Origin of the sequence: Pseudoalteromonas sp. 0303 (genome assembly GCF_013349995.1) — a bacterium.
Taxonomy (GTDB): Bacteria; Pseudomonadota; Gammaproteobacteria; order Enterobacterales; family Alteromonadaceae; genus Pseudoalteromonas.
This window is the reverse complement of the sequence record NZ_JABVXF010000002.1, coordinates 186711-200460: the sequence shown is the minus strand read 5'-3', so window position 1 is coordinate 200460 and position 13750 is coordinate 186711. Positions and strand designations below refer to the sequence as shown.

12 protein-coding genes are annotated in these 13750 nt (G+C 42.2%); 10 read left to right on the top strand and 2 right to left on the bottom strand.

Translation table 11 applies throughout. The features are described 5' to 3' along the window. Positions 1 to 2: 2 nt before the first annotated feature. The 7 genes from aceF (at position 3) to HUS62_RS03015 (ending at position 10025) form a co-directional block, all read left to right on the top strand. Positions 3 to 1901, top strand: a complete 1899-nt coding sequence (gene aceF / locus HUS62_RS03045; RefSeq protein ID WP_175078491.1) for a pyruvate dehydrogenase complex dihydrolipoyllysine-residue acetyltransferase — start codon at positions 3 to 5, stop codon at positions 1899 to 1901. 188 nt (positions 1902 to 2089) lie between these two features. Further along, a complete protein-coding gene (gene lpdA, locus HUS62_RS03040) occupies positions 2090 to 3514 on the top strand; it encodes a dihydrolipoyl dehydrogenase (protein ID WP_054562783.1) in 1425 nt (474 codons plus the stop codon). Positions 3515 to 3854: 340 nt separating this feature from the next. Next, positions 3855 to 4517 (top strand): tRNA-uridine aminocarboxypropyltransferase, encoded by a 663-nt coding sequence (locus tag HUS62_RS03035; protein WP_175078513.1) that lies wholly within the window; start codon positions 3855 to 3857, stop codon positions 4515 to 4517. Between the two features lie 790 nt (positions 4518 to 5307). Beyond that, positions 5308 to 6312 carry a Fe(3+) ABC transporter substrate-binding protein gene (locus tag HUS62_RS03030; RefSeq protein ID WP_175078490.1) on the top strand — a complete coding sequence of 335 codons (1005 nt, stop codon included), beginning with the start codon at positions 5308 to 5310 and terminating at the stop codon, positions 6310 to 6312. A 77-nt stretch (positions 6313 to 6389) separates the two neighbouring features. Next, a complete protein-coding gene (locus tag HUS62_RS03025; protein WP_175078489.1) occupies positions 6390 to 8024 on the top strand; it encodes an iron ABC transporter permease in 1635 nt (544 codons plus the stop codon). Beyond that, complete coding sequence (locus HUS62_RS03020; RefSeq protein WP_175078488.1) at positions 8021 to 9064, top strand: ABC transporter ATP-binding protein; 1044 nt, start codon at positions 8021 to 8023, stop codon at positions 9062 to 9064. The genes HUS62_RS03025 and HUS62_RS03020 overlap by 4 nt, the downstream gene beginning before the upstream one ends. Positions 9065 to 9125: 61 nt before the next feature. After that, entirely contained in the window at positions 9126 to 10025 is a 900-nt protein-coding gene (locus tag HUS62_RS03015) for a Dyp-type peroxidase (protein ID WP_175078487.1), read from the top strand. Here HUS62_RS03015 and argR read toward each other — a convergent pair. Then, on the bottom strand, positions 10022 to 10489 hold the full coding sequence (gene argR, locus HUS62_RS03010) for a transcriptional regulator ArgR (protein ID WP_063702957.1): 468 nt from the start codon (positions 10487 to 10489) through the stop codon (positions 10022 to 10024). The genes HUS62_RS03015 and argR overlap by 4 nt on opposite strands. A gap of 225 nt (positions 10490 to 10714) precedes the next feature. On the opposite strand from argR, the gene mdh reads away from it, so the two are divergent. Then, entirely contained in the window at positions 10715 to 11650 is a 936-nt protein-coding gene (gene mdh / locus HUS62_RS03005) for a malate dehydrogenase (RefSeq protein WP_054562778.1), read from the top strand. A gap of 88 nt (positions 11651 to 11738) precedes the next feature. Here the strand turns inward: mdh and ispB are convergent, their stop codons facing one another. Continuing rightward, complete coding sequence (gene ispB / locus HUS62_RS03000; protein WP_054562777.1) at positions 11739 to 12710, bottom strand: octaprenyl diphosphate synthase; 972 nt, start codon at positions 12708 to 12710, stop codon at positions 11739 to 11741. Positions 12711 to 13120: 410 nt separating this feature from the next. On the opposite strand from ispB, the gene rplU reads away from it, so the two are divergent. Both rplU and rpmA read left to right on the top strand, forming a co-directional pair. Next, positions 13121 to 13432: a 50S ribosomal protein L21 gene (rplU, locus tag HUS62_RS02995; RefSeq protein ID WP_036965957.1), complete on the top strand. Its 312-nt coding sequence runs from the start codon at positions 13121 to 13123 to the stop codon at positions 13430 to 13432. 16 nt (positions 13433 to 13448) lie between these two features. Next, positions 13449 to 13706 carry a 50S ribosomal protein L27 gene (gene rpmA, locus HUS62_RS02990; protein WP_054551015.1) on the top strand — a complete coding sequence of 86 codons (258 nt, stop codon included), beginning with the start codon at positions 13449 to 13451 and terminating at the stop codon, positions 13704 to 13706. Positions 13707 to 13750 lie beyond the last annotated feature (44 nt).

Genomic DNA, 13750 nt, shown 5'->3' with positions numbered 1-13750 from the left:
CAATGAGTATTGAAATTAATGTACCAGATATCGGTGGCGATGAAGTTGAAGTAACCGAAATCCTTGTTAGCGTTGGTGATAAGGTTGAGGTTGACCAATCGTTATTAACGGTTGAAGGCGACAAAGCATCAATGGAAGTACCTGCTGCACAAGCAGGTACGGTTAAAGAAATTAAAGTAGCTGAAGGTGATACGGTAACTACTGGTTCACTTATCATGATCTTCGAAGGTGAAGAACAAGCTGCGGCTCCTGCAGAGGCTAAAGAAGAAGCGCCAGCTCCAGCAGCTGCGCCTGCAGCTTCTGCTACACAGGAAGTAACTGTGCCAGATATCGGCGATGATGAAGTTGAAGTAACTGAAATCATGGTTGCGGTAGGTGACACGGTTGAAGAAGAGCAATCTTTATTAAGCGTTGAAGGCGATAAAGCATCAATGGAAGTACCTGCTCCAATTGCGGGTACGGTTAAAGAGATCAAAATCGCGACTGGCGATAAAGTGAAAACGGGCTCTCTAATCTTCGTTTTTGAAACAGCTTCAAGCGTTTCAGAAGCGCCAGCTGCAGAATCAGCACCAGCTGAAGCTGCGCCGGCAGCAGCGGCATCAAGCACTAAAGAAGTTAACGTGCCTGATATCGGTGGTGACGAAGTTGAAGTAACCGAAGTGATGGTTGCTGTTGGCGACAAGGTTGAAGAAGATCAATCAATCTTAAACGTAGAAGGCGATAAAGCATCAATGGAAGTACCAGCACCATTTGCTGGTACTGTTAAAGAAATCAAAGTAGCAGCTGGGGATAAAGTATCAACTGGCTCACTTATCTTTGTATTTGAAGTAGCTGGTAGTGCACCAGCTGCAGCGGCACCTGCTCCTGCAAAAGCTGAAGCAACGCCTGCACCTGCAGCAACAGCGCCTGCGGCTGAAAAGCCAGCATCAGCACCTGCAAGCAACGAAGGTTTTGCAGATAACAAAGCGTATGCACATGCATCACCTGTTGTTCGTCGTTTAGCGCGTGAGTTTGGTATTAACCTAGCAAACGTAAAAGGCACGGGTCGTAAGAATCGTGTTGTGAAAGAAGACGTACAAAACTACGTGAAAGATCTTGTGAAGAAAGTTGAGTCAGGTCAGCTATCTGCAGGTAAAGGTAATGCCGGTGGCGGTGAGTTAGGTCTTATCCCTTGGCCTAAGGTTGATTTTGCTAAGTTTGGTGAAATCGAAGAGAAGAAACTTTCTCGTATCCAGAAGCTATCAGGTGCTAACTTACATCGTAACTGGGTGCAAATCCCGCATGTTACACAGTTTGACGAAGCTGATATCACAAGCCTTGAAGCATTCCGTAAAGAGCAAAATGCGCTTGCAGAGAAGAAAAAGCTGGGTGTTAAAATCACACCACTTGTATTTGTAATGAAAGCAGCGGCGAAAGCATTGGCTGAATTCCCAACGTTTAACTCTTCACTGTCTGAAGACGGCGAAAGCTTAATCTTGAAGAAATACATCAACATTGGTGTTGCAGTTGATACGCCAAATGGTTTAGTTGTTCCAGTGTTCAAAGATATTGATAAGAAAGGCATCATTGAACTTTCTCGTGAGTTAATGGATATTTCTAAGAAAGCACGTGAAGGCAAGCTAACGTCATCTGATATGCAAGGCGGTTGTTTCACAATCTCAAGCCTTGGTGGTATCGGTGGTACAGCGTTCACGCCAATTGTGAATGCGCCAGAAGTTGCTATCTTGGGTGTATCTAAGTCAGAAATGAAACCTAAGTGGAATGGCAAAGAGTTTGAACCTAAATTAATGGTTCCATTATCAATGTCATACGACCATAGGGTTATTGACGGTGCCCTAGCAGCACGCTTTACTGTGACGCTAGCAAGCTACATGAGCGATATTCGTCAACTAGTGATGTAATCGTCTCGTAAATTATAAGAATCAAATCCCAGCAAGTTGTTTTTTGCTGGGATTTTTACCATTGGCAATGATACAATCTTTGCCATAGAACAATCTTGGTATAGATATCTGCTCTCCCTTTCTGCCTTGCAGAAACATGGCAGTTAAACTTAGGGGCAGTGTCCCGTTCAAACATTTAAGGTAATAGCATGAGCAACGAATTAAAAACTCAAGTTGTTGTACTAGGCGGTGGTCCTGGTGGTTATTCTGCGGCTTTCCGTGCTGCTGACTTGGGCTTAGAAGTTACACTGGTAGAATCTCGCAACACATTAGGCGGTGTATGTCTAAATGTGGGTTGTATTCCTTCAAAAGCACTTTTACACGTAGCTAAAGTGATTGATGACGCAGCTGAAATGTCATCTCACGGCGTTACTTTTGGCAAGCCTGAAATCGACCTAGACAAAATCCGTGATTGGAAAGAGTCTGTAATCGGTCAACTTACTGGCGGCCTAGACGGCATGGCTAAAATGCGTAAAGTGAAAGTAGTTAGCGGCTACGGTAAATTCACTGGCAGCAACACACTTGCTGTTGAAGGTGAAGACGGTACAACAACAATCACTTTTGACAATGCTATTATTGCAGCGGGTTCTCAACCTGTTAACTTACCTTTCATCCCTGAAGATGACCGTGTAATTGACTCAACTGGTGCGCTAGAGCTTAAAGACGTTCCTGAGAAACTACTTGTTTTAGGTGGTGGTATCATCGGTCTTGAGATGGGTACTGTATACCGTGCACTAGGTTCTGAAATCGACGTAGTTGAGTTTGCTGATCAATTAGTACCAGCAGCTGATAAAGACGTTATCAAGATCTACCAAAAATACGTTAAGAACAAGTTCAACGTAATGCTTTCTACTAAAGTTGTTGGCGTTGAAGCGAAAGAAGACGGTCTATACGTTTCATTCGAAGGCAAAAACGCACCAGCTGACGCAGTACGTTACGACAAAGTACTTGTTGCTGTTGGTCGTACACCTAACGGTAAATTACTTGACGCTGATAAAGCAGGCGTTAACGTTGATGAGCGTGGTTTCATCAATGTTGATAAACAGCTTAAAACAAACGTTGATCACATCTTCGCGATCGGTGATATCGTTGGTCAACCAATGCTTGCACACAAAGCGGTTCACGAAGCTCACGTTGCTGCAGAAGTTATCTCTGGTCAGAAACACTTCTTCGATCCTAAGTGCATTCCTTCAATCGCATACACAGATCCAGAAATCGCATGGGTTGGTGTAACTGAGAAAGAAGCTAAAGAGCAAGGTTTAAGCATCGAAACTGCTGTATTCCCTTGGGCTGCTTCTGGTCGTGCAATCGCTTCAGCACGTACTGAAGGTCAAACTAAGCTAATCTTCGATAAAGACTCAGGTCGTGTTATCGGTGGTGCTATGGTTGGTATCAACGCAGGTGAAATGCTAGGTGAAATCGGCTTAGCTGTTGAAATGGGCGCAGACGGTGAAGACCTAGCGTTAACTATTCACGCTCACCCAACATTAAACGAATCAATCGGTCTAGCTGCTGAAATCTTCGAAGGTTCAATCACTGACCTTCCAAACAAAAAAGCAGTTAAAAAGAAGTAAGTTCTTTTGACTAATCGTTTTAAAAACCCAGCTCCTGCTGGGTTTTTTGTTTTCTTAGAGGTTAGATATCAGATGTCACTCGTTAGTTGATCGAGAGAGTTATTTTATTTTTTGTAATTGAACAAAAGCTTGTTATACATGAAATGAATTATACTTGTTTAACCACTAACCACTAACCACTAACCACTAACCACTAACCACTAACCACTAACCACTAACCACTAACCACTAACCACTAACCACTTAGATCAATATCTATTCCCCATATTTTTAGCTACAATACGCGCCGTTTAATTATCTGGTAAATACAGTGGCTACTATCTCAAATAATTCAGTGTTAATGCTTCGTGCTCAGCAAATGACTGAGTCTCGTCGTGAATTTAAAGCGCGAGGAGCAAAGTTAACGCGTTGTGAGCGTTGTTTATTAGCCGAGCACTATTGTATTTGTGAAGGCGTTGAGCAGGCTCAGTGTGATGCCGCGGTCTGTTTACTTATGTACCATAATGAGAGTTTTAAGCCGTCAAATACTGGCCGTTTAATTGCTGAAATCGTGCCAGATAACCATGCCTTTAAGTGGGATAGAACAAATCCAGATGAAGCCTTATTAAGCTTGTTGGCGGATCCTCAGTATCAGCCAATGGTTATTTTTCCTGCCAGCGATGTTGACGACGAAGAGCGCGTAATCACCGAAGTAACTCCTGTTGAAGGTAAGCGTCCTTTGTTTATCTTTTTAGATGGGACTTGGCGCGAAGCAAAGAAAATGATCCGTAAAAGCCCTTATCTAGATAATTTTCCTGTGCTTTCAATTACGCCTGAAAAGCTTTCGGATTACCGACTGCGTGTTGCTCCGCATGAGCATCAGTTAGGCACCGCTGAGGTGGCTATTATGGTACTTGCCCTTGCCGGTGAAGAAGATGCTACACAAAAGCTTGAGCAACATTTTATTAAGTTTAGAGATGCTTATCTGCTAGGTAAGCGCAATAAAGGGCGACCAGAGAAATAACTCTTTACTAAATTTTAGGCAAAAGAAAAGCGCGTACTATCTCTAGTCGCGCTTGCGGAATCTTCTTAATTTTTTGCATCCTGCAATTGAATCTAATCAACTCCCTAAACTTTGCCAATCCATGCTATTACACTTTACTTATTGGTTCTGTGCAATATAAGGCAATCCCGCCTTGTTTCCTTGTTAGTCCTTTACATCCTTGCTGGTAAATACTTTACCACTCCCTTACGTGCCATCCTGACACTATCCCTTTGTTTGCAAATCCATTGCGATGCCCTAACGGCCTGTCCTTTATTCCACTTTTTGAACTTCCTGTATAACAACGTCCTGTTGTCATGCCATTCCACATCATCCTGATGTTGTCCGTAGGTTGTCACTCCATTGCGTTACTCTTCCTGAGCCTGTCCTTGATTCCTTATTCTCCTAATGAACCTTATTCCGCGGTATTATGAGTAATGCTTCCTTATCCATCTACTCATTAAGCTTCTTGCTTAGTTGATGTAAGTAATTATAGAGAAATGGGCAAAGCTGAGTAGGTCAAAATCTTACTTAATCTGCTGGTTATTTTATTGTCATTTAAAGTATATTGTTATATTTCAAGTGTTTATCTTGTTTTGTGCAGTGTTTGCTGGTGGTTTTTACTCAATAACTGCCATGTGGGTGAGATATGTCTTACATGCAAATTCCTAAATGGCAGTTAGGTTGATTGAAATATAAGTTTAAACGGGTGCACTTTGCCCTAACTCTAGGTAAAATATTTTGATAATTGTTACTATTTAGGTGCTATAAAATGAAGAAAACAGCCTTAGTATTACTTAGCGCATTATTAAGTGCGCCTACATTTGCTGCAGATGTAGTAAATATTTACTCGTTTCGTCAACCATTCTTAATTCAGCCTATTTTGGATGATTTCACTAAGCAAACAGGTATTAAAACTAACGTGGTTTTTGCTAAAAAAGGGTTAATTGAACGTGTAAAGCGTGAAGGTAAGCACAGTAAGGCTGATTTAGTATTAACCTCTAATTTTAGTGCGCTGATTCAATTAGAGGACTTAGGCTTAACGCAATCAATTAATAGTGATGTGGTTAATGCGAATGTGCCAAGCACTTTTCGCGATGCCGACGGTCAATGGATAGCACTTACTAAACGTGTACGTAATGTTTACTCTGCAAAAGAGCGTGTTGGTGCACTTGCTGAATTAACTTACGAGGATTTAGCCGATCCAAAATACACAGGTAAGATCTGCACTCGATCTGGTAAACACCCTTACAATTTAGGTTTAGTTGCTTCTATGGTTGCTCACCATGGCGAAGCAAAAACTAAGCAATGGCTTGAGGGCGTAAAAGCCAATTTAGCACGTAAGCCGCAAGGTAATGACAGAGCGCAAGTCAAAGCCGTAAAAGAAGGTTTATGCGATCTGGCGTTGGGCAACAGCTATTATTTTGGCAAAATGATGCAAGATGAGCAGCAAAAATCATGGGCTGAAGCGGTTTATATTAACTTCCCTAACCAAACAAACCGTGGTTCTCATATCAATGTATCGGGCGTTGTTATGACCCGTTATGCTAAAAACCCTGAAAATGCCTTGAAACTGGTTGAGTATATGACCGACAATAAGGCGCAAAATATGTATGCTTCAGTTAATATGGAATACCCTGTAAAGCAAGGGGTTGCATTATCTGAGATGGTTGCATCATGGGGTGAGTTTAAAGAAGATAGCCTTCCTCTTGATGAGATCAGCAAATATCGCCCTGTGGCACTGAAGCTGATTGATGAAGTAAAGTTTGATTTATAACGAGGATATTTCTCGTAACACATTTTTATAAAAGCTGTTTTTTAACAGCTTTTATTTTATCTGGTATTAATCCACTTATGCATGTGAAGTTTTCGCTGTCGCGTTGGCAGCTTATAGCCTGGCTTATTGGCCTGTTGCTTGTTACGCCATTAGGCTTTTTGTTATTTGAGTCTCTGCAAGGGGATTCAGATGTATTTCAGCACCTTTTCGATACCGTGCTGTGGGATTATACCCGTAATACACTCATGCTCATTGCAGGGGTAGGGCTGTTAAGCTGTGTAATTGCATTGCCGCTAGCTTGGTTAACTGCATATTGTGACTTTCCTGGGCGAAAGCAATTTGAATGGGCGTTAATGCTGCCATTAGCAATGCCAACTTATCTCATCGCCTATGTGTATACCGACTTGCTTGATTACGCAGGGCCAGTACAAATCGCCCTTAGAGACTGGTTTGGCTGGCAATCACCAGACGATTACTGGTTTTTTGATATTCGTACATTAGCTGGGGCTATTATTATGATTGCCTTGGTACTCTATCCTTACTTATTCCTTATTTTTAAAACGGCACTCAGAGAGCAGTCTTTTAAACTAGTACAAGCTAGTCAGCTGATGGGGTTATCGCCATTACAGAGTTTTTTGCGCGTTAGCCTACCTCTTGGTCGTGGGGCGATTGTGGCAGGGGTTACATTAATCAGTATGGAAGCTATGGCTGATTTTGCCACTGTTAATTACTTTGCTGTGAGCACACTGACGACCGCTGTATACGATACATGGCTTGGCTATTACTCATTAACGGCAGCGGCGAAAATTTCAGGCATTATGTTACTGATTTTGTTTTTAACCATCATGGTTGAGCGCTTTAGTCGTCGTAATCAAGCTGTGTATGAACGTCAGTCAAGCGTTAACAGCGCAACCTTATATCGCTTAAAAGGCAGTGCTGCATGGGCTGCAAGCTTTGCTTGCACCGTTGTGCTAATACTGGCTTTTATCCTTCCGGTTGGGGTGTTAGTTAAATACGCCATTGTTTATGCAGATGAAGCATGGAATGGGGCATTCTTTAATTACGCTTGGCAAAGCTTTAAAGTGGCTGTTGTGGTGAGTATTGTAACTATTCTATTGAGCTTATTGGTATTGTTTTATCAACGTATTGCGAAACAAGCTTACCCTTTGATCCCAGGGCGTTTAGCAAGTACTGGCTACGCCTTACCTGGTACTGTGTTAGCCATTGCCGTATTGCTACCATTAACTCAGTTAGATGATGCATTAAATAATTGGCTTGAACCTTTTGGTTTATCACCAGGATTACTTTTGAGCGGCACTTTATTTGCGATGATTTTTGCTTATGTTGTACGTTTTTATGCGATTGCGCATGGCGCGCTTGAAAGCAGTTTTTTACGTATTAGCCCTTCACTTGATATGGCCAGCCAATCAATGGGCAAAGGGCCCTTACAAACCTTGTGGCGAGTACATTTACCACTGTTAAAGCGCGGCATTCTAACAGCTGGCTTGTTAGTGTTTATTGAGTGCATGAAAGAGTTACCAGCAGCTCTATTACTCAGACCTTTTAATTTTGAAACCCTGGCAACTCATGTTTTTCAATATGTTAGTGATGAGCAATTGGAGCTTGCGTCAATTTCAGCCTTGTTTATCGTGTTAGTTGGGTTAATCCCTTTGTATTTCGTTAATCGTTCGATGGAGCAAAATCACTCATGAGTCATTTGATAATTAAAGACTTAGCTTATCAGTACAATGCGACTCAGGTGTTGAGTGAACTAAACCTCAATGTTGAACAAGATGAAATCGTCTGTTTGCTTGGCGCAAGTGGCTGCGGCAAAACTACCACCCTAAAGGCAATTGCCGGAATTTTACAGCCTGCGCAAGGCTATATGAGTATTGATTCAAAAGTGGTCAACGATAGTGGGCTGTTTGTTGCACCGGAAAAACGTAATATTGGCATGATGTTCCAAGACTATGCGTTGTTTCCTCATTTAACGGTAAGCGATAACATTGCGTTTGGCCTAAGCAACATGAGTAAAGCGCAAAAGCGCGAGCGTGTAGATGAAATGCTTAGCCTTGTTAAACTCGATGGTTGTGCAAAGCGATATCCGCATCAGCTTTCTGGTGGACAGCAGCAACGAGTGGCAATAGCCCGTGCACTTGCTTACAAACCAAGTTTATTACTACTTGATGAGCCATTTTCGAATATTGATACACAAGTGCGTTTTGAGCTTATTGCTGATATACGTCGCATTATTAAAGCTCAGCAGGTTTCTGCAGTATTTGTTACCCACTCGAAGGAAGAAGCTTTCGCGTTTGCCGACACGCTTGCGGTTATGCATGGTGGAAAAATCGCCCAACAGGGCTCTCCGGAGCAGTTATTTAGCCAACCTAACTCAAAGGTGGTTGCAGAGTTTCTTGGTACGGGCATATACTTAACGGCAAAAGTATTAACGCCAACTGAATATGAGACGGCGTTTGGTGTGGTTCACTCTTTGACGGCGAACAATGCAGATTGTCAGCAAGGTCAAGTGTATATAAGACCAAATCATATTCAGTTGTGTGAAGCTGCGCACAGTGACGCAAACAGTTTAACTATCTTGCACAGGCGCTTTATCGGTACGCGTTATGTATATCGTATCAATATTGCAGGGCAAGAGTGTGAAGTTGCTGCAGAGCAAGACCGCGTGTTAGCTGTTGAGCAGCCTGTAAAAATAAAAATAATGCCGCACACAGTCAATTTTTTTCATGATTAGCAATAAATAACAATCTTGAATCCTTGGCTTTGTGCAAATAACGAGAAGCTAAGGATTCACTATGGCGCAAGCGCAATCTGGGATTTGTGCTGAAGCAAACTTACATGGTTTGCACCTGTTTTTTAATGTTTACGATGGCCATGATGAGTCATTACGTAAAAAACTAAAACGCGTTAGCGTCATTCAAGATGAGTTTGCTGATCAGTTCTCAGAAGCTATGCTATCGTGTGTGGTTGCCCTTGGTGCTCAGTATTGGCCGCATATTCTGCCCGAGTTTATCCCAAGCCAATTGCAAAGCTTTCCGAATGTGACTCATAGTGAGCATGTGATTAGTGCTCAGCCATTTGACTTGTTTGTGCAAATTCGCTCAGACCGTGAAGATGTAAATCATCTATTTGCTCTGCAAATTCTAAAATTATTAACACCGGATGTTGAGCTGGTGGAGCAGGTCCGTAATTTTCGGTTTTTAGATGGACGTGATTTTAACGGCTTCATTTATGCAGGCGATACACCTCATGGCCGTCAAAAACGTAGTACAGCACTTATCGATAAACCGGGTCACTTTGAAGACCAAGGCAGTTATATTCATGTTCAGCGCTTTGTGCATGATTTGAGTGTCTGGCAGCATTTATCGTTGTCTGAGCAAGAGCAAATCATGGGGCGCACGCGTCTAGATAACACCTTGATTGTGCCTGCTGTAGAAACCAGTCATGCGGTTCGTAGTGAATTAAAAGATGAGCATGGCCAGCCGCTATTGCTAAACCAAAGCATGCCATTTGGTGATGTGCATAAGCAGGGTATTTTAATGGTTTCGTGTTCTGCGCAAGGGGATGCGTTTGAGCAGGTATTAAAGAGTCGTTTGGGGCAGGGCGATTGCTATGATCATTGGCTCGATTTTACTCAAGCCGATATGGGATCTGCGTTTTTCGCCCCGTCAGTAAACTTCTTAAAGCAACTTTAAACGGTATCAAATAAAGTGCGCACGCGCTCAAGCGTCACATCGATTTCAGAAATCTTCGCAGGGGCGATAAAAATAGTGTCGTCGCCTGCAATGGTACCTAGTACGCCATCTGCTTTACCGAGTGAATCAAGTAAACGAGCAATTAATTGTGCTGCGCCTGGACTGGTGCGAATAATAATCATCATTTCGTTATGCATAATATCAATAACAAGCTGACGCAGTGGGCTTTTCGCTGTTGGTACACCCATTTCAGCCGGTAAACAATAGACCATTTCTTGTTTTGCATTACGAGTACGTACTGCACCGAACTTGCTTAACATGCGAGAGACTTTACTTTGACTAATATTATCAAAGCCTTGCTCTTTTAATGCTTCGACAATCTCACCTTGTGAGCCGAAGTTTTCTTCTTTTAATAGCGCTTTAAACGCTTTGATCAGTGCTTCTTGTTTGTCTTGTGGTTGCATGTTGCCGTTTCTTTATTCATAAAATGTAGGGTAATTCTACACAACTCTGCATATTTATGCAGTATTAGTTTACAAAGTCGTCCAAAATGCTGTGTCTTTACAGCTAAGTTTACAACTATGGTCGAAATTATACGCGAAATAAGCAGGATAAATTTGTTTTTAGTCGCTAATTTCATTATCTTTAGGGCCACAAATATTTCCTACCTCAAATTACGGAGAATTCCAATGAAAGTTGCTGTTTTAGGCGCAGCTGGCGGTATCGGCCAAGCATTGTCTTTATTATTAAAAACAAGTTTACCTGCAGGTTCTGAATTATCGTTATACGATGTTGCCCCTGTTGTTCCTGGTGTAGCGGTTGATCTTTCTCACATCCCAACAGACGTTAAAGTTGAAGGCTTTGGTGCTGACAGCCTAGACGCAGCATTAGCTGGTTGTGATATCGTTCTTATCCCAGCGGGTATGCCACGTAAGCCAGGCATGGACCGTGCGGACCTTTTCAACGTAAACGCAGGTATCATCAAAACATTAGCTGAAGGCATCGTTAAAAACTGTCCTAAAGCGTTAGTAGGTATCATCACTAACCCAGTAAACGGCACTGTGCCAATCGTTGCTGAAGTATTCAAAAAAGCGGGTACTTACGATGCTAACCGTGTATTCGGTATCACAACGCTTGACGTGATCCGTTCAGAAGCATTTGTTGCTGAACTTAAAGGTTTAAGCGCAACTGACGTTAAAGTTCCTGTTATCGGCGGTCACTCAGGTACTACAATTCTTCCTCTTCTATCTCAAGTTGAAGGTGTTACTTTCACTGACGAAGAAGTTGCAGCATTAACTCCACGTATCCAAAACGCAGGTACTGAAGTTGTTAACGCTAAAGCGGGTGGCGGTTCAGCGACTCTTTCAATGGGTGCTGCAGCAGCACGCTTCTGTATGTCTTTAGTTAAAGGCTTACAAGGTGAAGAAGTAGTTGATTACGCATACGTTGCAGTTGAAAACGGTGACGCAGCATACTTCGCACACCCAGTTCGTCTAGGTAAAAACGGCGTTGAAGAAATCCTTTCTTACGGTGAGTTAAGTGCATTCGAAGAGCAAGCTAAAAACGACATGCTAGCTACACTTAACAAAGACATCCAAGAAGGTGTTGATTTCATCAACGGTTAATTCCGACAGATGATAGGCGATTTTTAAATCGCCGAAAACAAAAAAGCCTGCAAATGCAGGCTTTTTTAATGGCTCGAATAAATAGCGTTTAGTGATCGCGGGCAACGGCGATACGGGCCAAACTCTCTAAGGCTTGTTTGTACGGTGTATCTGGTAAGAACGCAATACAAGCAATTGCTTTGTCAGCTTCTTGCTCAGCTTTTTGCATTGCAAACTCAAGGGCCTTAGTGTCAGCTAATGCCGCTAGAATGCTCTCTAAGTGGTCCATACCATTACCAAGCTCAATTGCTTCGCGTACTAGCTTAACTTGCTCTGGTGTGCCTTTTTGCATGGCGTAGATAAGCGGTAGGGTAGGTTTACCTTCAGCTAAATCATCGCCAATGTTTTTACCAAGTTGCTCGGCATCAGCATTGTAATCTAGAACATCATCCACTAATTGGAATGCAGTGCCAAGATGCATACCGTATAAGTTTAATGCTTCAAGGGTTTGTTCGTCTTGCTCGGTAATAATTGCAGCCAGGCCGGTTGCAGCTTCGAACAATTTTGCCGTTTTGCTGTAAATAACCTGCATATAGCTTTGTTCTGTGGTGTCAGGGTCATTACAGTTCATTAGCTGTAATACTTCACCTTCAGCGATGACATTGGTTGCATCAGCTAAAATTTGCATGATTGGCATTTTACCTAGGCCAACCATAAGCTGAAATGAACGTGTATAGATAAAGTCACCCACCAAAACGCTCGCTGCATTACCAAACTCTGCGTTGGCTGTAGGCGTACCACGGCGCAAATGTGACTCGTCGACAACGTCGTCATGCAATAAAGTTGCGGTATGAATAAATTCGATGATAGTGGCAAGCGTAATATGGTCTTTGCCCTCATAACCAAGTGCTTTTGCCGCTAAAATGGCCAACATAGGACGAACGCGTTTACCGCCACTGTTTACTATGTATAAACCGAGTTGGTTAACCAATGCGACATCTGAGCGCATTTGGGCATGTATAAGTTGATTGACGTCATCCATTTCATTTTCGATTAACGTCTGGATAGCTTTTATATCCATTGATCTCCGAGCCAATATTTATGGGTATACGGGGCTGATTGTACAACAAAAAAAGCGCTTGCTCGATATTTTGTGATGATTCAGTAAAAAAACACTGTAAAGTTTTTTATTTGAGATCAATTTTGCCAAGATAAATTTATAACCTTGATTAATAAGTGTTCAGCTTTTTTAATTTTCAAGGTGTGTATTATTAGCGTAATTTAATTGTCATGAGATCGTAAAAACCGCTTGGCATGTGGTGTTTTTAGGATAGAATAGGGGAAAATATTGAATTGCTCTCAATGCAGCTATTTTTTATTCATTTTATCGAAAAAGAGGCTTGCTAGTTTTTGCACATTAGCGTAAACTTCGCGCCCTATTGAAGAATATTTTAGTTGCGTCGATTTGAGGGCGCACAGACGGAGTTAATTATGTACGCGGTTTTCCAAAGTGGTGGTAAACAGCACCGTGTGACTGAAGGTCAAACAATTCGTCTTGAGAAATTAGACGTTGAAACTGGTGCAGCAGTTGAATTTGATTCAGTACTTTTAGTTGCTGATGGTGAGAAAATCGAGATCGGTGTACCGTTCGTAAACGGTGGTAAAGTAACAGCTGAGGTTGTTTCACACGGTCGCGGTGAGAAAGTTAAGATTGTTAAATTTAGACGTCGTAAGCATTCTCGTAAGCAAATGGGCCATCGTCAATGGTTCACTGAAGTTAAAATCACTGGCATTAGCGCTTAATTAGAGGTACTGAGAAATGGCACATAAAAAAGCAGCTGGTAGTACTCGTAACGGTCGCGATTCAGAAAGCAAACGCCTAGGTGTTAAGCGTTTTGGTGGCGAATCAGTTCTAGCGGGTAGCATCATTGTTCGTCAACGTGGTACTCGTTTCCACGCTGGCGCAAACGTAGGTATCGGTAAAGACCACACTATCTTCGCAAAAGCAGATGGTAAAGTTCAATTCGAACAGAAAGGTCCTTTAAACCGTAAATACGTAAATATCGTAGCTGAGTAATCATCTCGATATTTGAAAAACCCCGCCTTTGCGGGGTTTTTTGT